The 18,056-nt window shown below is 50.0% G+C and carries 13 protein-coding genes; 4 read left to right on the top strand and 9 right to left on the bottom strand.

Features of this window, described 5'->3' with window-relative positions; translation table 11 throughout:
- Positions 1-56 precede the first annotated feature (56 nt).
- The gene (locus ABEQ74_RS23960; RefSeq protein WP_430124709.1) at positions 57-887 is read left to right on the top strand and encodes a helix-turn-helix domain-containing protein; all 831 of its coding nucleotides are present in this window, start codon (positions 57-59) and stop codon (positions 885-887) included.
- A gap of 82 nt (positions 888-969) precedes the next feature.
- On the opposite strand, the gene ABEQ74_RS23955 is transcribed toward ABEQ74_RS23960, so the two are convergent.
- The 7 genes from ABEQ74_RS23955 to ABEQ74_RS23925 all read right to left on the bottom strand — a co-directional run bounded on the left by ABEQ74_RS23955 (position 970) and on the right by ABEQ74_RS23925 (position 9,851).
- Positions 970-1,839: a carbohydrate ABC transporter permease gene (locus tag ABEQ74_RS23955; RefSeq protein ID WP_430124708.1), complete on the bottom strand. Its 870-nt coding sequence runs from the start codon at positions 1,837-1,839 to the stop codon at positions 970-972.
- 18 nt (positions 1,840-1,857) lie between these two features.
- On the bottom strand, positions 1,858-2,733 hold the full coding sequence (locus ABEQ74_RS23950; protein ID WP_430124707.1) for a carbohydrate ABC transporter permease: 876 nt from the start codon (positions 2,731-2,733) through the stop codon (positions 1,858-1,860).
- Positions 2,734-2,778: 45 nt separating this feature from the next.
- Complete coding sequence (locus ABEQ74_RS23945) at positions 2,779-4,107, bottom strand: extracellular solute-binding protein (protein ID WP_430124706.1); 1,329 nt, start codon at positions 4,105-4,107, stop codon at positions 2,779-2,781.
- Positions 4,108-4,201: 94 nt separating this feature from the next.
- Positions 4,202-5,776 (bottom strand): response regulator transcription factor, encoded by a 1,575-nt coding sequence (locus tag ABEQ74_RS23940; RefSeq protein WP_430124704.1) that lies wholly within the window; start codon positions 5,774-5,776, stop codon positions 4,202-4,204.
- Positions 5,748-7,568, bottom strand: coding sequence for a sensor histidine kinase (locus ABEQ74_RS23935; protein WP_430124703.1), 1,821 nt, complete (start codon positions 7,566-7,568; stop codon positions 5,748-5,750). Before ABEQ74_RS23935 ends, ABEQ74_RS23940 begins: the two co-directional genes overlap by 29 nt.
- Before the next feature lie 420 nt (positions 7,569-7,988).
- A complete protein-coding gene (locus tag ABEQ74_RS23930; RefSeq protein WP_430124701.1) occupies positions 7,989-9,059 on the bottom strand; it encodes a copper amine oxidase N-terminal domain-containing protein in 1,071 nt (356 codons plus the stop codon).
- Positions 9,060-9,710: 651 nt separating this feature from the next.
- Positions 9,711-9,851, bottom strand: a complete 141-nt coding sequence (locus ABEQ74_RS23925; protein ID WP_430124700.1) for a hypothetical protein — start codon at positions 9,849-9,851, stop codon at positions 9,711-9,713.
- 176 nt (positions 9,852-10,027) lie between these two features.
- Here ABEQ74_RS23925 and ABEQ74_RS23920 point away from each other — a divergent pair, with 176 nt between their 5' ends.
- Together ABEQ74_RS23920 and ABEQ74_RS23915 are read left to right on the top strand one after the other, a co-directional pair.
- Positions 10,028-11,674 carry an SWIM zinc finger family protein gene (locus ABEQ74_RS23920; RefSeq protein WP_430124699.1) on the top strand — a complete coding sequence of 549 codons (1,647 nt, stop codon included), beginning with the start codon at positions 10,028-10,030 and terminating at the stop codon, positions 11,672-11,674.
- Entirely contained in the window at positions 11,671-14,631 is a 2,961-nt protein-coding gene (locus tag ABEQ74_RS23915) for a DEAD/DEAH box helicase (protein ID WP_430124698.1), read from the top strand. The genes ABEQ74_RS23920 and ABEQ74_RS23915 overlap by 4 nt, the downstream gene beginning before the upstream one ends.
- A gap of 167 nt (positions 14,632-14,798) precedes the next feature.
- Here ABEQ74_RS23915 and ABEQ74_RS23910 read toward each other — a convergent pair whose 3' ends face one another.
- Entirely contained in the window at positions 14,799-15,674 is an 876-nt protein-coding gene (locus ABEQ74_RS23910; RefSeq protein WP_430124697.1) for a LysR family transcriptional regulator, read from the bottom strand.
- Between the two features lie 63 nt (positions 15,675-15,737).
- A complete protein-coding gene (locus ABEQ74_RS23905; protein WP_430124695.1) occupies positions 15,738-16,577 on the bottom strand; it encodes a helix-turn-helix transcriptional regulator in 840 nt (279 codons plus the stop codon).
- A 135-nt stretch (positions 16,578-16,712) separates the two neighbouring features.
- Between ABEQ74_RS23905 and fabF the strand changes: the two genes are divergently transcribed.
- A complete protein-coding gene (gene fabF, locus ABEQ74_RS23900) occupies positions 16,713-17,954 on the top strand; it encodes a beta-ketoacyl-ACP synthase II (protein ID WP_430124694.1) in 1,242 nt (413 codons plus the stop codon).
- The last annotated feature ends 102 nt before the right edge of the window (positions 17,955-18,056 follow it).

Below are 18,056 nucleotides of genomic sequence, written 5' to 3'. Positions count from 1 at the left end.
AACAATATGGCTGCAACATGAACTATCTGCTTACTTTTTTACTGGGGGTTATTACCATGGCGGAGGCAAAACTGCTGATCTGCGACTATTCCTATCATTTCCAGCAATTCAGCAACAGTCACCGGGGCGGCTTGACCACGTATCTGTTCCGTCTCCAAACCGAAGGCTCTTGTGAGATTTACTGCAACGGCATCGAGCATCATGTGCAAGCAGGCGATCTGCTGCTGCTGAGGCCAGGTGATTCATACGAGCTGCGGGTAAAGGAAGACGGCGAGGATGGCCGCGTGTCCAGCGGGGATTATTTTATTTTTTGCGATGGTTCCTGGATTGATGATTGGTGGGAACGAACCCACCGGCCTGTCGTGAGCCATATTGGGCTCGACGATCATTTGCTGGGTCTGTGGAGACAGATGCTGCTGGAGAAGCGGCGTGGACTTGAAGGAGAAATTGGGGAACTGACCGACTATCTGCTGCGCAGTCTCTGCCTGTGTCTGGACCGTGCCATTACCGATATTAAGCCGACTGATCGTCTGGCTTTCACCGCTCTGCGATTGAAGCGATTCGTTGAGGAACATGCCACCATCACCTTCAAGCTGGAGGAGGCTGCTTCTCATGTCGGTCTCAGCTTATCCCGGGCAGTTAAACTGTTCAAAGAATATTACGGAAAAACGATGATTCAATATGCTCTGGAGATCCGGCTGAACGCAGCCGTCGAGCGGATAAAATACAGCACCATGACGCTAGAGGAAATTGCGGAAACCTGCGGTTTTGCTAGCTACTCCTATTTTCACCGGGTATTCCGGGCCAACTACGGCATGTCTCCGGTAAAATTCCGGGAACAGGCAACGGTACCGGCCAAGCCTGAACGAGAGAAAGGCCCTCGCTGAATTTTATCTACATTAATATAGAAGAAACCGGTATATAAAAATAACAAACACCCCCTCCGATTCAAACGGAAGGGGTGTTCACTTAACCTTTAATCGATCCTGCCACCATACCCTTCATGATCTGCTCCTGCAAGATCAGGTAGGCCACGATCGTTGGAATGACGGCGATTGCCATCGCTCCCATTGTCAGGCTGTAATCTGTGCCAAAACCGTCCGAGAATAAGGACAGACTAAGCGGCAGCGTCTTCAAAGCCTGCGTATTAATAAATACGAGGGCGAAGGAGAAGTCATTCCAGAATCGAAGAAATGCCAGAATCGATATCGTTGCAACGATCGGCGTGCAGAGCGGAAGAATCATTCTTCCGAAGATTCCCCACCAACCGCTGCCATCAATCATAGCTGCCTCTTCAATCTCTCTAGGGATCGATGACATGTAGGCCATCGCCAGGAAGATCGCGATCGGAAGCTCAAACGCCGTATAAGGCAGAATAAGCGCTCCGTACGTATCAAGCAAGCCGATATTCTTCATCATAATAAACAGCGGTACCAGCGTACTGTGGATCGGAATCAGCAGCCCGGTCGTAAACAGCACAACCACTATTTTCTTGAACCGAAACTCGAATCTGGATAATACATAGGCCGCAAGCACACTGAGCAAAATGGTGAGCACAACGGCGGTGATCGTCACCACCGTTGAGTTCAGCATGGCTCTACCCATATTTCCAAGCTCCCATGCCCGGAATAAATTCTCCGTCATCCACGCCTTCGGCAAGCCGTAGGGATTCGTAAAGAAGTCTTGGTTCGACTTAAACGCGCTTGTAAAAAGCCAGTACAAGGGATAGAGCGTAAGAAGCGCATAACCAATCAGCAGCAATTTTACGAATCCGGACAGCCCCTTCTTGATGACTCGGCTCCCCGCAGCACTTCCGTTTTCGGTCGTCTGTATATTCACATCGCTCCCTCCTTCATGCTAGTTTGGCTTTCTGCGCGTTGCGAAATAGTTAAGTGCAATAAGAATAGCGCTGACAATCATGATCATCGTGGATACGGCAGAGCCGTAACCATAGCGATAGACACTGAACGTGCTGTTGTACATATAAGTGGCAAGCAGCTCGGTCGATTGAGCCGGGCCGCCGCCCGTCATGACAATAACATGGTCAAAAGCCTTCAGGCTTCCTGAGATACAGAGCACAATGGTCACAACTACCGTACTCCAGACCATCGGCAGCGTAATCTGCGTCAGCTTGTTCCAGCCTGTGGAGCCATCAATTTTGGCTGCATCGTGGATCTCCGGCGAAATATTTTGCAGTGCGGCAATAAAGATTACCAGATACGGACCAACATTCGCCCAGTTAATCGGGATCGAGATGGCCAGCATATTCACTTTAGGATCTGACAGCCAGGGACGAGTCCAGGACTCCAGACCGAGCATCTCAAGCACATAGTTGGCAATCCCAAACTGCGGGTGGTAAATATAGCCCCAGATGAGACCGACGACAACCGTGGAGAGAACCATCGGCATGAAGACCGCAGACCGGATGAACCTGGAAAATAGCGAATTTTTGAACAATACGATAGCAAGTATTAAAGCGATGGGAATCTGACCAATGATGGACGATACCACCAAAATCAAGTTATTGCGTAGTGCCCGCCAGAATATCGGATCCTTAAACATCTCTATATAATTATCGAATCCGATAAACTTGGCGTCTCCGAATCCCTTCCAACTAAAGAATCCATAGTAGGCCGACCAGAATACTGGAATAATGACAAATACCAGGAACAACAGAAGCGCAGGAAGAAGTGCTATCGCTATAAATCCTTTGCTTCTTACCGCTGTAGGCATGGCAGCCTCCTCCCTCCTAATCCTTATGCAATGATGTACTGTTTCTTATGGAGTAACGGATCTGGCTTGCGCGTCCTGAAGTTTCTGGGCAACGCCTTCGATGGAACCGCCCATCATGATCTCCTGCAGGCCGTTATTGATAACATCAGCCGCCTCTGCAGACAGATAAGCATCGTATACCGGCGTAATGCCTGTTGTTTTCACCAGATTAAAAGCTTTATAGTACAGAGACGTAACTTTGGACTCATCAATGTCGGTATCGTACATAACCATGGAATTGCTTTCAGCAATTGCCTTTTGTGCTTCCGGTCCACTCACAGCATAAATCAGTTCCAGCGCCAATTCTTTTGCTTTCCCTTCCGTTCTGCTGCTAAGAGCCAGACCACCACCAGCTCCACCGGAGATAGTGCCTGCTTCCCCTTTACCTCCAGGGATTGAAGGCAATGTCGTTACCTCGATATCCTTCATTTGCTCTTCCGAGGAGGAAGCCGCAAGGTTTGTCAGTGTCCAGGCACCGCTGATCATCATCGCAGCATTGCCTTGAATGAAATACTGCTCGGCTTGCGTGTTGTCGATGCTATTCGCGCCTTCCTGGAATGCTTTGTTGTCGACGAGCTCTTTGAAATAGCCGAGCGCTTCGATAAACTCAGGATCGGTGAATTTCGCGCCATCCTGTGCTGCCGCTTTTTTGAACCATTCGGTACCTGTCACGCGGTCGGCAATCGATCCGATAATGGTGGACTGCGCAACCCATGGCGCTTTGTTTCCGAGGGCGATCGGCGTAATGCCGTTATCGTTGAACGTTTTAACCGCCGTCATCATTTCTTCCCAAGTCGTTGGAACTTTTACGTTGTGTTTGTCAAATAGCGCTTTGTTGTAGTACAAAATCGAAGTGGCGGACATGCCGACTGGTGCAGAGTAGATCTGACCTTCTTCGAACTGGTATGGATCAAATGCTCCCGGCAGGAACTTATCCTTCCAATCGGAATGCGCATCGAGCACCTCCGTAATCGGTTGAAGCAGCTTCGCCTGATAAAGCTCAGAGGAATGGCTTCCTGCATACACGAAGAATACATCCGGCATTTCATTCGCAGCCGCTACTGTACTCAGACGCTGACGGTAACCATCCGGTGGAATGGCTTGCGCATCCAGCGTAACTTCCGGATGATCCTGAGCAAATTGATCGATAAAGCTTCTGACAGACTTCGCACGCAGGTCATCGCCGGCAAAGTTATGCCAAATTGTAAGCTTGACCTTCTCCTGGCTACCTTCATTTCCTCCCCCTGCCTGCTCTTTGCTTTGCCCGCCTCCGCAAGCTGCGAGGACCAGTGTCATCATCAGCAGTACAAGACCTATTTTCCGTTTTGATCTCATGGTCAATCCCCCTTTTAATTTACGAAAATGAAGCATATTGAGATGATTAGCCTAAGTATAAAAGAGGAGATAGCGCTTACATAGGGGATATACTTCAGTCCATAGAGGGACAAAATTCAGGATTTGCCCGATATTCCGACGGCGTTTGCCCAGTCCATTTCTTAAACAAGCGGTTGAAATACTTAATATCCTCATAGCCGATTTCGTTTGCAATTTCGCTAATCTTGGCTGGCGTTTCCCTAAGCAGATTCATCGCTTTTTGCAGCTTGGCCTGCGTCACAAACTCAATATAATTCTGTCCGGTTTCCTTCTTAAACATCTCGCTAAAATAATTGGGGTTCATATGAACATGCTTAGCCACTTGTTGAAGCGACAGGCTTTGTCCCAGATGTTCATGGATAAAAGATATCGCCCGCTGCACGGGACTCGTGGTCGACACCATATCATGGTACTGCTTCATGATCACTCCCAGAGATTCCATCAGCACCTTCTCCGGTGTTTTCGTCAGCTCACGAATATCATATGTCTCTTCCACGGTAACCGGACTGGTGTAGCCGATCGATGTCGCCGATCGTATCAACCAGCGCTGTGCCGAAACGATCAAAGAGTGCAGATAGGACTGAACCGAGGCAGGCGTAGCCTGGCTCTGACTGCGGATCCGTCTCAATAAATCGGCAATCCAAGTCTGCAGCTCGGAAGATTGTCCTGAACGCAGCAGAGAAGATAGCTTGGTTTCTTCCTCTATTGAGCAAACTGTCCGGATTCCATGGCGTCCTTTGATCTCTTCATAACGGATAATCTGCTCCGAGTGCAGCAGCCACTCGTAAGAGCTGGCCTCTAATGCGGTACTAAGTGCAATATGCAGCTCTTGCACACTGGAAACCGGCTGGCCGCAAGCCGCCATTATTTGACAACCATGCTTGGATTCTATATTCCGTATTGCGGAAGCTACCCGATCCCATTCTCGGTTCGGTTCTGTTCGTTTCAATAGAAGCAGGGAGCCGTGCCACTCCAGCCACGCGCCGCCAACTTCTTCAGTGAGTTCCGTCCCGAGTACGCTGTGCTGCTCCCCAATCGTCAGCTCCCCCTTCTCTTCTAACGGATACACAGACAGTATCCAAATCTGAAGTGTCGAGCCCATCGATTCCAGACACAGCTCAGGGTACCGCTCCCACAATTCATTACTTGCGGAGTCATCCAGCGGTTTTCCGGATGCAAGCAGCCTTCTCAGAAACCCTCGATTGACCACTTTCTCCTGCTCTTCTTGCTTGGCTTGGTTTAGCTTTTGCAGCAGCAGCCGCTCTCTCGCCTGGACAGCAGCCTCGATAATTTCTCCGGGCCTGCTTGTCTTTAGCAAATAATCACTCACGCCTTCCCGCATCGCCTGCTGTGCATACGAAAACTCATCGTACCCCGAGATGACAATAATCTCGATCTCGGGGTACTGCTGTTTAACTTCACGCGCCATGTCCAGCCCGCTCAGACCTGTCATGCGTATGTCCGTAAATATAATGTCAGGCATTTCAGCCGGAATCCGCTTAAGAGCTTCCTCTGCTGAAGCTGCAGGCGCAAGCACCGTAAAACCGTTATCTGCCCAATTGATCACTGTACTCAAACCATTCCGAATGATCACTTCATCATCAACGATCAGTACCTTCAATGTCGCCATCCCCTTTGTCGGAAACTTCCGATTGTTGAATTTCAGGTAAATCAGGTATTGTAAACATCACCCGTGTTCCGGCACCCTCCGTGCTCTCCACACGTAATCCCGCATCCTTGCCGTAATGAAGGAGCAGCCGTTTATGCACATTACGCAGTCCATAGCTTCCGCGCTTAGTTTGGCCCTTCTCGTACTGGAGCGGATTTTCAACCAGCTGCTCCTGAAGCCAATTCAGGCGCTCCGCCGACATTCCGATGCCATCATCCTCCACCACAAAGTGAATATCATCCTGTTCGCGATAGCCGCGAATCGTAATCGTTCCCAACCCGTCACGGCTCAAAATGCCATGCAGCATGGAGTTTTCGACCAGTGGCTGCAGCAGCAGCTTCAGCATGGTGTGCTGATACAGTCCCTCCTCCACATGAACCTCAAACTTGAATTTATCCGGATAGCGGATGGTCTGAATATTAACGTAATGGCGGACATGCATGATCTCCTGCTGAATCGTGCAGTATTCCTGCCCATTGTTCAGGCTGAACCTCAGAAAATCGCTGAGCGATCCCACCATCTCAGCAATCTTCACATCCTGGTTCATCAGTGCCAACCAATGGATTGAAGAGAGCGTATTATAAAGAAAATGCGGATTGATCTGTACTTGCAGCGCATGCATATCCGCTTCCTTCTTCAGCGATTCGTTCCATTTCACTTCGTCCGTGAGCTTCACAATCCGGGAGCTGAGCCGGTTATAGCTGATGATCAGCTGACCAACCTCATCTATGGTTTTGACCGGCAGTGCAGGCAGGGGTTCTTCCGGACTTGCGTTCTTGAGGAACTTGGTTAATACAGACAGAGGATTCGTTATTTTCTGGATCAGAAAAAGGACCAGAATAATGACCAGCAGAATGGCTACACTTACAGCGACCACGGTTAATTTGATGAAATATTGGTTCTGGGAGCGATATTCCTGAGAGGGAATAATGCCGACCAACTTCCAGTTTACGCTGGACATTTTCTTATATAGAATGGTTTTCTTATTGCTTCCCTCGCCATAGTCCATATTTCCGCTAAGTCCGTCGAACTCTTGAATCGAAGGATAGTAATCCGCCAGTGTCATATTGGTCTCCATATCGGGCGGTCCGGCAATAATCCGATTGTTCTCGTCCAGAAGAAGGACAAAGCCCGTCTTCTCCAGTACAGCCTGCCTGAATTGATTTGCAATAACGGCTTGATCAAGATTGATCTGCAAATTCCCGATCGGCTTATATTTATCCGTGCTCCGAATCGGTCTGGCCAGCGTGATGACCTTCCTTACCCCTTCGAAGGTCCACTGCCGATGAACGAAGGACCACCATTTCGGATGCTGGTCATAATAATCCGGAATCTCCTCGGTAATATTCCTGAATTCGGAGCGTACTAACGACTTGTGTGAAATATGATCTTTACTGCCGAGCGGCTCAATGATGATGTTGGCGATATAGTCCTTGGAAAAGGCCAAATTCGTCAGGAAATTGATAATAGTCGTCTGCTGGACGTAATTGCTCTCTTCCGTTTTGAGGTAGGCTTGCACACCGGTATGACCGATGAGAAACAGCGACATATTCTCTACATCCTTGACCATGGTGTCCAGGTAAGCTTCCAGCTGACGGAGAGTGTTCATCCCTGTGATCTTCGCTTTTTCCTCAGTTAGGCTCTTCGCTATGTTAAAAGAGAAAATCCCCAGAAACAGCAGCGGCACCAGCGTAGCAATAATAATCAATATGGATAATTTATGCTTCAGCGATTTCCCAAGCCATTGTTGCATACACGCTCCCCCGTTCAATGTCCATATGGTATGGGCTTGTCATATTTGTTAACATTGAATGCGTTTACTTTTTTAACTTTTTTGATACAAAGTGAAAAAGGTGTCAGATTTATTAACTATCTTAGAGGAATCTTTAGACTCAAGTAAATGGTAATAAAGGCCTATAGATAGGGAAAAATTGTTTAAATCCAGGTTGTTTGCGCAGCTTGTTACCTATCGAATTTTGAGCTTCAGAAAATGGGAAAATAACGTTTATTTTCAAGTGCAGACAGCGCAAAAAGGACGCCGCAGCGCCCTTTTGGTTCATGAATCATGTCATTCTGCCAAGAACCGTGTTCTTCTTATATACTTTTGAAATATTATTCATGACAAAAAAGTCGAATGCGTGTATGTGTAGTTCTCATGATTCATGGCATTACATTATCGTCCTTCATCTGACAAACTGTATTCAATGGTATCCACCACGAACTGATTCAGATCCTCCTGAAACCGATAAGTCATCTTAATCTCACCAGCGAAGCCGGCTGGGCTTATGCTTCCCGCAGCCGTTGTCTGAAGCCTCCCATTCACCAGACTATGATTAACCACAGCCCCAAAACCAACCTTGTCATATAAGTAGCCTTTATCTTCGGAGTCATCCTCAAACCTCTGGACGCTTTCTTTCCCATCAATTGTAACCTTAACAAGGAAGTGATCGGCATACTTCTTGATACTGGATTGTACATAAGTCGATACGGCCTGTTCTAATGATTCAATAGGAATTTCTTTCAACGTTTCTGCGTCGACTACGTGCATTTCCCCCATATATAGCCCCGTGCCGGTCCCATTTACATAGAACACAACCACTTCCGGCTTGCCATCGCCCGTAACATCCTGGTAATGAACGATGGGTTTACGTGTACCGTCTCCACCATGCCATTCTTTAAATACCCGCTTCCTCCCTTCTACCTCGACCACCATGCCTTCATATCTTCCATATTTCGTGACTTTGAAAGGGTAAAGCTTCACATAACCGTTCTCCTCCGAGGTCGATACGTCGACCTTCGGCATATAGAGGTAGACCATGCGTTCCTTCTTATCCCAGCCTGCCTGTGCATCGTACAAATCCGCTATAAATCGAATAGGAACCATAACATGGCCATTCTTCAAGTACGCAGGAGTAGATAGTGAATATACCTTGCTGTCTCCCTTCGCCTTCTGGCTTCCCATTTCTAACACGACCTGATCGGCACCCGTGCTGATTGTTACCGTCTTGGTTTTGTTGTTCCAATGCAGGCCCATGGATTCCAGGTAATACTTCATAGCTTGCAAGGGAACTAATGTGGTCTGGTCCTTGATGGCGTAATCAACATCGAGCGTCACCATCCAATGATTAATATTTAGTTGTATTTCCTGCTTGGGCGCCGCACTGGCATGAGCCATTGTACTCATTAGCATGGTGAGGGCCACAGCACTGCTTGCGACTTTTTTTGTCCATTTGCCAGTTCTCATAATCTCTGATTCTCCTTGGGGATCCAAATATATATCTAACTATAACTTAGACGTAACGTGACCGGGAGAAGTTTGTCGATTTTTAAGAGAAATAGACAAAAAGTAAATCTCCTTGTAACTGTAACTTTCCTGACATATGCCCGGTTGGTTTTCCTTCATTTTGCAAAAGAAAATCATCACATAATTGCTTATGTTGTGTTAAGGTTGTTATATTATGGAATTTTTGCACGCAAGCGAAGCTGGCGTTCATCCGGGATGGACACTATTGATATGTCCTGAATTCAGATGATTCCCGCCCCTGTATCCAGGCTGCTGGATAAGACCATCTAAAGATGAGGCAGCAATAATGTTCGCTATTGGTTTGGTTTGCAGTAAGAATAAAGCCTTGGAGGGAGGTGAGCGACATAATGATGGGGAGTTCCATATTCAGCATATGGCCCATGTTGTTTTTCATCATCAATGGACTGTTCATGCTGCTTGGATTATATGCATTATATCTGCTTATCAAATTGATGATTCGAGCCATAACTCTACTAGAAATTTATATTGATGAGAAAAGAAACCGGCGATTATGAAGATGGACTTAGTTTGGGCCACTAAGAAATGGTAACCAGTAAAGGACCCGACTAAGTCAGAAGGTATTTGTGACCATTAGCCATACGAGTTTGCCCCGGACCAAACACCGTGCGCACAGGGCACATTGCTTACAATGTACAGAATAAGACGTCTCCTGTTCCGGTCCTTCGGAATGGGAGACTTTTGCGTGTTGTGATATGCAGCAATTGTTTCCATGACCCCTCCTCCCCAAGTTCTGCCTGAACTTCTCACCTCATGATCCACTTGGACATCCGACATGACCGGAGCCGACTGCCTGCACAAGATCTCCGGCTTGTTTCTTCATCTATAGGAATGTGATAGATTAAATGGATGGATACTCAGAATTATTTTCTCTTAGGAGACAACCGATAATGAACCCAAATCAAACTTTAGATGATATACAATGGCAGGCGCTTATTCAGCAAACCGCCGGTTATTTCAGCGATCTGACGATCAAGCGGGGATTTCAATATTACAAGCAAGGCCGCGTTCATGATATGGAGTATTCGGACGCTTCCGGCATCCTCGAAGCTGCTGTGGACGGAACGGAAACCTATCATGTCCAGCTTCATCTTACTGCCCTGGATGAGAGCGAGTGCAGCTGTCCCGTTAAGGAGGGTTGCAAGCATATGGTTGCGGTTCTGCTGGATTATGCCCAGCTCCAGGGTCGTTCCATCCATGCTCTCGTTAATGCGCATTCCACTACGTATACCGCGAGCTCTACCTATGACCGAAGCGAGACTAATCTCCGTTACACACAGGAACGGCCGTCTCCCGGAACATCGAGCTGGAGAGCCAAGGCAGACCATCTGCCCGAGCTGCCCATCTCTGCATGGCATGAGTTATTTGAAGTTTGCACGGCTTCGCTGGGGACAAATACGCAGAATTCATTTTACGCCAAAAATGCCCTTTCCTCCCTTCATCACATCAAGCCACCGATGCCGCCGGATATGGATGCTTTATATGAGCTTCATGCCCATTTATTCGTTCTGGGGAAGCTCGTTAAACAGCCGACCAGTGCCTGGAATTCTTCCGGCTCTTATATCGGCTATCACACGCAGGTTGCTGCGGATCATATCCAGGCTAGTATCGAGCGCATCTTCAAGGAGGGACTGGAGGACAGCGAGTCTAAGGAAGCTTTTGGCCAGCGTTTATCTGAAACCAATGTCCTTGTGCGACAGAGTATGCTGACTGAACCTAGGAATCGTAAATTTTACACCCAGGTCTATATGCAGCTCTGGATATACTGGATCTACCCGCTTATGAAAACAAGTGAAGGTACGATCAGAGAAGAATTAGATCAGCTGCAAGCAGCTGAATCCGAATATGGCAGCTCCCTCGCGCGCGCCTCGTGGTATATGGCGCAGGGACTAATGTCCTTCTACCTCGGTCAAGACGAACAAGCGTGGAGCCTGATTCGGGAAGCGGATAAGGTCAGCATCCTTCCCCCGGCAGCCGTGCTCGGCTTCTTCGGCATGCTGCATGCAAGGCAGCAATGGGACCGCTTGGCCCGCTGGCTTCCAGAGATCGGCCCGCTGCTTGGCAGTCATCGCAGTGAGCATCTGGGAAGCTATCAATTCTACTGGGATGCCGTCATTCAGCATCTGCCGGAAAAAGCTGAGCGGATGTGGAAGAGTCTCGCCGACATGCTTCCTTACTCGAAGGACATCTACCAGAATGCCTTGATCACACATGGCAGATGGCGGGAATGGATCGACTACCAATTAAGCACAGGCCGTGAACCGCTGGAGTTTCGGGTTGGCGAGCTGGCCCCCATTGAGAAGAATGCGCCCGAGCTGCTGCTGCCTTTTTACCATCAGGCTGTCGAGCGATACATTCTTCATAAGAACCGGGCCGGCTATAAAGCAGCCGTTAAGCTGCTCAAACGGTTGGCCAAGCTATATAAGAAGCTCAAGCAGCAGGAGCGCTGGGATGTATTCATCATCTCCCTGTCCGTTCGCAACAGCCGGCTTCGCGCCTTCCAGGAAGAGCTTCGGAGAGGAAAGCTGATATCATGAGCAAACATACTGAAACCATCACCGTTCATATCGCATTAAGCGAATACGGAGATGCCGTAATTTACGGGTCTACCGTCATGCGGGGTTACTTAGCGGGACAATACCTGAAGCACCGTTTATTCGCTTGGCACGAAGCCTCCTTCTACGGAACAGAGCTTGCCGTTCAATCCGTGCAGGATATGGAAGTGGTCGTCCTGCCTTCCGAGCAAGTCATCCCCTTCTTCGCGGATGGCCGGCTCCTTGAACATATTGAATGGGTATGGGACGAGAACTGCCTTCCCTTCATTGAGATTGCGCCTTCGCTGGCAAATTGCATTCAGAATAAACAATATGCGCCCAGCTTAAATGCCTACAAGTCAGGCAAGCTACAATGGGTCTGGGATACCGAGGCTTTCACGACCGAAGAACAGGTTCGCCTCGCTTTGCTGAACGGAGATGAAATATGGGAGGACGGCTTGCGGGCTGCCTTCTCGGCTGCTGTGCAGGAGCAATATTACGGCAGCGAAGAGGCGGCGGCCGACCTGCGCAGAGAGTATCCTCTGCTCTTCTCGCCGAACCGTACCGCTGCCGAGGGCATGGATGAAAAGTCCTGGCTGATCGCCATCGGGTGGCGGCCGGACACGGCTCCGTTCCGCCCCCTGCTGCAACTGCTTGAGCCGGACGAGGAAGAAGCCGAATGGCGTCTTCGGCTCGTGCTGCAGGACAAGTTGGACGCAGCAGCGCTTGTCGCCGTCCGTCTGGCTGATGACGGGCATGCATACGGAGCATGCCCGGAGTCTTGGACGGATCATGTTATGGAGCGATCCTCCGGCTGGCTCCAAGGCTTGCGGGCCGCATTGCCGGAGCGGGTGATTCATGCTCCTGCTGAAGACGTGCTCGGAAACCCTCTGACTGACGAGGCGGCGTGGCAATTTCTGACGATCGACAGCCAGCGGCTGCTTCAGTCAGGATGGCTGGTGCTGCTGCCCGCCTGGTGGGAAGCCGCCAGCAGGAAGAAACCCAAGCTGCGCGCGAAAGTCCGCTCCGGCGAAGGCGAGGGCGCGGAGCGTAACAGCGGTGGTTCCCTGTTCGGTCTGGATGCACTGGTGAATTTCGATTGGCGCATCGCCATCGGGGAAGCTAACCTCTCCGAGGCTGAATTCGCAGAGCTTGTTGCCCGGAACGAACGGCTTGTACGATTCCGGGGTCAGTGGATACCGCTGGACCCTGCTCTGGTCGCTCAAATCCGCCAGATGATGGCGGGCGTAGACCGTGAGGAAGGTCTATCGTTTCAAGATATTCTGCATCTTCATCTGCTTGGAAACAACGATGAATCTGAGCAGCAACAGCAGGATGCTGAGGAAACGCGAGACCCGGAACGAATCAAGCTTGAAGTGGAGCTGAATGAACATTTCGTGAAGCTTATCGGCCAGCTCAGCCGGCAAAGCGAATGGCCGAGTCCCCCTGTCCCGGCCGGACTTAAGGCCGAGCTGCGGACATACCAGCACGACGGCTTTGCCTGGTTAGCCTTCCTGCGACGATACGGCCTTGGCGCATGCCTTGCCGATGACATGGGTCTGGGCAAAACTGTACAGTTTATCGCCTATCTGCTGCACGTGAAGGAGACAACACTGGAACGAAAAGAAAAGCGTCTCCCTTCCCTGCTGATCTGCCCGACCTCGGTGCTTGGCAATTGGCAGAAGGAGCTGGAACGGTTTGCCCCGTCACTCCAGGTCATGCTTCACTACGGCGGAAAGCGCAGCAGCAGCGAGGATTTCTATCAAGAGGCTTATCAAGCGGACATTATTCTTACATCCTATGCGACGGCAACACTCGATCAGGAGATGTTAAGAGATATGAAGTGGGAAGCAATCGGCATTGACGAAGCCCAAAATATCAAAAATGCCGATACCAAGCAATCCGCCGCGGTGCGCAGCTTCCCGGCAAGTCACCGCGTGGCGCTAACCGGTACACCGATTGAGAACCGGCTGTCCGAGCTGTGGTCAATCTATGACTTCATCAACCCCGGTTATCTCGGCAGCCTGCGGGCGTTCAATCTCCGATTTATCCAGGCCATCGAGAAAGACAAGAACGAGGAGCGTACAGCCGATCTTCAGAAGCTGATCAAGCCCTTCATGCTACGGCGCAAGAAGAAGGATCCTGCGATTCAGCTCGACCTGCCGGACAAGAACGAGATGAAGACCTATATCCATCTCACGGCGGAGCAAGGCGCCCTGTACGACCAGACCGTGAACAGCCTCCTGGAACGCATGCAAAAGCTAGAGGGCATCGAACGCAAAGGGGCCATTCTGGCAGCCCTTACGCAGTTCAAGCAGCTCTGCGATCATCCGGCCCTGCTGACGAAGGAGCCGCTACCGGAATTGCCGGGAGCGGGCGGCTTGCTCAACACCGAGGCCGTCATCAACCGTTCGGCCAAGCTCGAGCGGCTGCTGTCCATGGTGAAGGAGCTGCGGGATGAGGGCGAGCGCTGCCTGATCTTTACCCAGTATATCGGCATGGGCGAAATGATGCGGCAGGTGCTGAATCAAGAGCTTGGGGAGCCCGTTCTATACTTGAACGGCAGCACGCCCAAGCGGACACGAGACCGCATGATTGAGCAATTTCAATCCCGGACGCTGCCGCCCGAGGAGCAGCCGAATGTCATGATCCTCTCCATCAAGGCCGGCGGCGTCGGTCTGAATCTGACCGCTGCGAATCATGTATTCCACTTCGACCGCTGGTGGAACCCTGCGGTCGAGAATCAGGCAACCGACCGGGCTTATCGAATGGGACAGACCAAGGATGTCCAGGTATACAAGTTTATCTCCATGGGGACCCTCGAAGAGCGGATCGATGAGATGTTGGAGAGCAAGCAGCAGCTGAGCGATCAGATCATCGCCAGCAGCGAGGGCTGGATAACCGAGCTGTCTACTGATGAGCTGAAGGATCTCTTCACGCTGCGGCGGGATTGGGTTTAATCGGTACATCGTTCTATAGATATCGTAAGCATAAGAGGGTCGTCCCTTAGTCATTCATAGTGACTGAGGAACGACCCTCTTTTCAGTTTGTCAAACATAAAGAAACCCCTCATTAGTAAAATGGAGGGACCATCCATCCTTACCCTAGGAGAGATTTCATTGTACATTTATAAGAGCTCTAAAAAACGCCTTGATGCTGCCGACAGTGGCATGCCTTTAAGCGTGGCAATTCCAACATGACGTTCTGGTATCGGTGGGAATAGGGGAATCTCTACAAGTTTCCCTGTAGTTAACTCCTCGGTTATGTATTCGCGCACCATAAACGTAAGACCAAAACCACTTTGTGCAAATTGTGCTAGAAGATCAAGACTGCCTAGCTCAAGCTCAGGCTCGAGATTTATCCCATGTGTCAAAGCATAATTATCCAAAAAATCCCTAGTGTTACTTCCAGGTTCAAGGAGTAATAAAGGGTATCGTGCCAGGTCTTCAAGAGGGAGGACTTTCTTGGCTAACGAAGAGTACTCCTGATTACCAACGAGGCAATCCTGAAGGGTTGAGCTTTTGCGAAAATCAATTTTTTGATCTTCAGCAGGCAGATTCACGATTCCAAAGTCAATTTTGCCCTCTTTCAGTAACGAAATGGTCTCCGGCGTAGTACGGTTTGTAACGTGCACTCGAACTTCGGGGTATTGTTTGTGAAATTGCTCCAAACGTGGCAGTAAATAATGTCTGCAAAGTGTATCGCTTGCACCAATGCTAATTGCCCCACAAGTCAAATCTTGCATCTCTGATATTTTCTTTTCCCCTATTTCAAGTAAATTCATTGCCTGTGCTACGTAGTTGAACAGGACTTCTCCTTCCGTTGTTAAAACAACTCCTTTTGAAGTACGAAAAAAAAGTTGACCGCCAAGACTACTCTCTAATTGTTTGAGTGTGTGACTGACCGCTGGCTGGGTAATGTGAAGTTTCTCCGCAGCTTTAGTCAAACTCCCCAGCTTACTTGTCCAATAAAAAACTCGGTACCATTCCAGGTTATATTCCAAATGACATTACCCCTATTTATGTCTGACATTATATATATCAATCTCAATAATAATATTACTCGCTCACTTCTCCTCCATCAACTGCCGCAGCTTTGCTTCCGTTGTCGTATCGGGGGCGGGCGTATAGATGCTGCATCGCAGGTCATCCGCTCCATACACTTTCAGCGATGTGAGCTCATACACCATTTTGCCAGCCTTGGCGTGACGGAATTCCAAATGCACTTCAGGGGCATAACTGACCTGGCTTTGCTCCCACATGCGGTTAAACTCCGGATGCCCATTCTTCATCTCCTCCAAAAAACGGTCATACCACGCGTCCTCAACATACTGCCCGTAGTACGACCGGAACATGGACAGGAAGCCACTGGCGAACTGCTCCCAGTTCACCGCCAGGCGTTGAAATTCCCTGCGGGTGAAAAGCAGCCGGATCATATTCCGCTCCTCCGGCGGGATGCGGTCAAAATCAAGGAACACATACGCTGCCGCTCGGTTCCACCCCACGATGTTGCACATACGATCGGATATCATAACGGGACAATACTTCAGCTCGGTGATGATTTTTTGCAGGGACGGGCTGATCTGAACCGCCTCGTGTTTACCCGTATAAGGCTCTGCCCCGCTCTCCAGCGCCAGGGAGTACAGATATCTGCGTTCGTCCGCGTTCAGCTGCAGGGCACTTGCGACGCAGTCCAGCACGGACGACGATACCTTGATGTCGCGTCCCTGCTCCAGCCAGGTGTACCAGGTGGTGCTGACACCGGCCAGCTGGGCGACCTCCTCCCTGCGCAAGCCTGGAGTTCGCCTCCGGGTACCGGACGGTAGACCGACGGACTCGGGTGAGATTTTGGCGCGCTGTCCTTTTAAGAAAGCCGACAACGCTTGAAGCCTAACCTGGGAATTCATCGAATAAGCCATCTCCATTCATTTAGGATAGCAGTATTTATACTAGGATAAACGGTATCTTGTAATAGGATACTACACGTGACATTATAACCTTAAGATTGACAAGTTATAAAGTCTTAAGGAGGCTGTGGATCTATGGAAAGAGTCGTAATTACAGGTATGGGAATCGTATCGCCGCTGGGCAATGACGTGGAAACGTTTTGGTCCCGGCTTGTACGGGGAGAATCCGGTATTACACATATAGAAACTATCGATACATCGAGGCAGAAAGTACAAATTGCAGGCGCCGTAAAGGAATTTGACGCAAACGCTTTGTTCGGCACGAAGGAAGCCCGGCGTATGGACCGCTTCTGCCAGTTTGCAGTGGCTGCGGCGGATCAGGCCATAAGCCAGTCGGGCCTTGATCTTGACCAGATTGATCATGAGCGTATGGGAGTCTACGTAGGCTCCGGCATCGGTGGCATTCAAACCTTGTTGAATCAGAGCAACACATTGTCATCTCGGGGTCCCGAACGGGTCAGTCCAACCCTGGTACCTATGATGATTCCCAATATGGCGGCAGCGCTCATCAGCATTAAATATAAGGCGCTGGGTTCTACGCTTGCCCCGGTTACGGCATGTTCGATCGGCAATACGGCGATTGGCGAAGCTTTCTTTAACATCCAGGCCGACCGCTCCGACATCATTATCGCGGGAGGCTCCGAAGCCGCGCTGACGGATATCTCGCTAGCCAGCTTCGCTAATGCCACCGCCCTGTCCACACGTAATGATGAACCGGGCCGGGCGAGCCGGCCGTTCGATGCAGACCGCGATGGATTCGTCATAGCAGAAGGTGCTGGCATCCTCGTTCTGGAGTCACTCTCCCATGCCCTAAACAGGGGCGCGGTCATACTGGGAGAGGTCATTGGTTACGGCGCCAGCTCGGATGCCTATCATATGGTCGCTACGCCGGAAGACGGCAGTGGCGCGGCAAGAGCGATGAAGCTGGCGTTGTCCGAAGCGAACCTCTCTCCGGCCGATGTAGATGTCATCAGCGCCCATGCTACAAGCACAGTCATCGGTGACCGTTCGGAGACAGCAGCTATCAAGCAGGTGTTCGGCGAGGAATCATACCGCATCCCGGTAACGGCCAACAAATCGATGACCGGGCATATGCTGGGCGCATCTGGCGGCGCAGAGGCCATTGCCCTTCTGAAATCCCTGCAAGAAGGCGTTATACCGCCAACGATCAATCTTGAACATGCCGATCCAACCTGCGATTTGGACTATGTGCCGAATGAGGCCAGAAACGCCACGCTCCACATTGGCATGTCCAATTCCTTCGGCTTCGGCGGACATAACTCAGCGATTATTCTTAAGAGATATGAGAGCGAATAACGATGAGTCTGCAAGCCCCCGGTGAAAACTGGGGGCTTTTTCTTGTTGCGATTGTTGAAGGATAAGTTGAATATGAAGACAGAAACGCCTTTAGAAATTTTT

This window comes from Paenibacillus solani (assembly GCF_050475945.1).
In the GTDB taxonomy this organism is placed as follows: domain Bacteria; phylum Bacillota; class Bacilli; order Paenibacillales; family Paenibacillaceae; genus Paenibacillus_AQ; species Paenibacillus_AQ solani_A.
Note: the sequence above shows the minus strand (reverse complement) of the source record. Positions and strands in the feature narration are given on the sequence as shown.

Bases quoted from the DNA above. Each gene is read 5' to 3' on its own strand.
- ABEQ74_RS23960 (WP_430124709.1), top strand. From the start codon at position 57: ATGGCGGAGGCAAAACTGCTGATCTGCGACTATTCCTATCATTTCCAG.
- ABEQ74_RS23905 (WP_430124695.1), bottom strand. From the start codon at position 16,577: ATGAATTCCCAGGTTAGGCTTCAAGCGTTGTCGGCTTTCTTAAAAGGA.
- ABEQ74_RS23915 (WP_430124698.1), top strand. From the start codon at position 11,671: ATGAGCAAACATACTGAAACCATCACCGTTCATATCGCATTAAGCGAA.
- ABEQ74_RS23945 (WP_430124706.1), bottom strand. From the start codon at position 4,107: ATGAGATCAAAACGGAAAATAGGTCTTGTACTGCTGATGATGACACTG.
- ABEQ74_RS23920 (WP_430124699.1), top strand. From the start codon at position 10,028: ATGAACCCAAATCAAACTTTAGATGATATACAATGGCAGGCGCTTATT.
- ABEQ74_RS23930 (WP_430124701.1), bottom strand. From the start codon at position 9,059: ATGAGAACTGGCAAATGGACAAAAAAAGTCGCAAGCAGTGCTGTGGCC.
- ABEQ74_RS23950 (WP_430124707.1), bottom strand. From the start codon at position 2,733: ATGCCTACAGCGGTAAGAAGCAAAGGATTTATAGCGATAGCACTTCTT.
- ABEQ74_RS23940 (WP_430124704.1), bottom strand. From the start codon at position 5,776: ATGGCGACATTGAAGGTACTGATCGTTGATGATGAAGTGATCATTCGG.
- ABEQ74_RS23935 (WP_430124703.1), bottom strand. From the start codon at position 7,568: ATGCAACAATGGCTTGGGAAATCGCTGAAGCATAAATTATCCATATTG.
- fabF (WP_430124694.1), top strand. From the start codon at position 16,713: ATGGAAAGAGTCGTAATTACAGGTATGGGAATCGTATCGCCGCTGGGC.
- ABEQ74_RS23925 (WP_430124700.1), bottom strand. From the start codon at position 9,851: ATGGAAACAATTGCTGCATATCACAACACGCAAAAGTCTCCCATTCCG.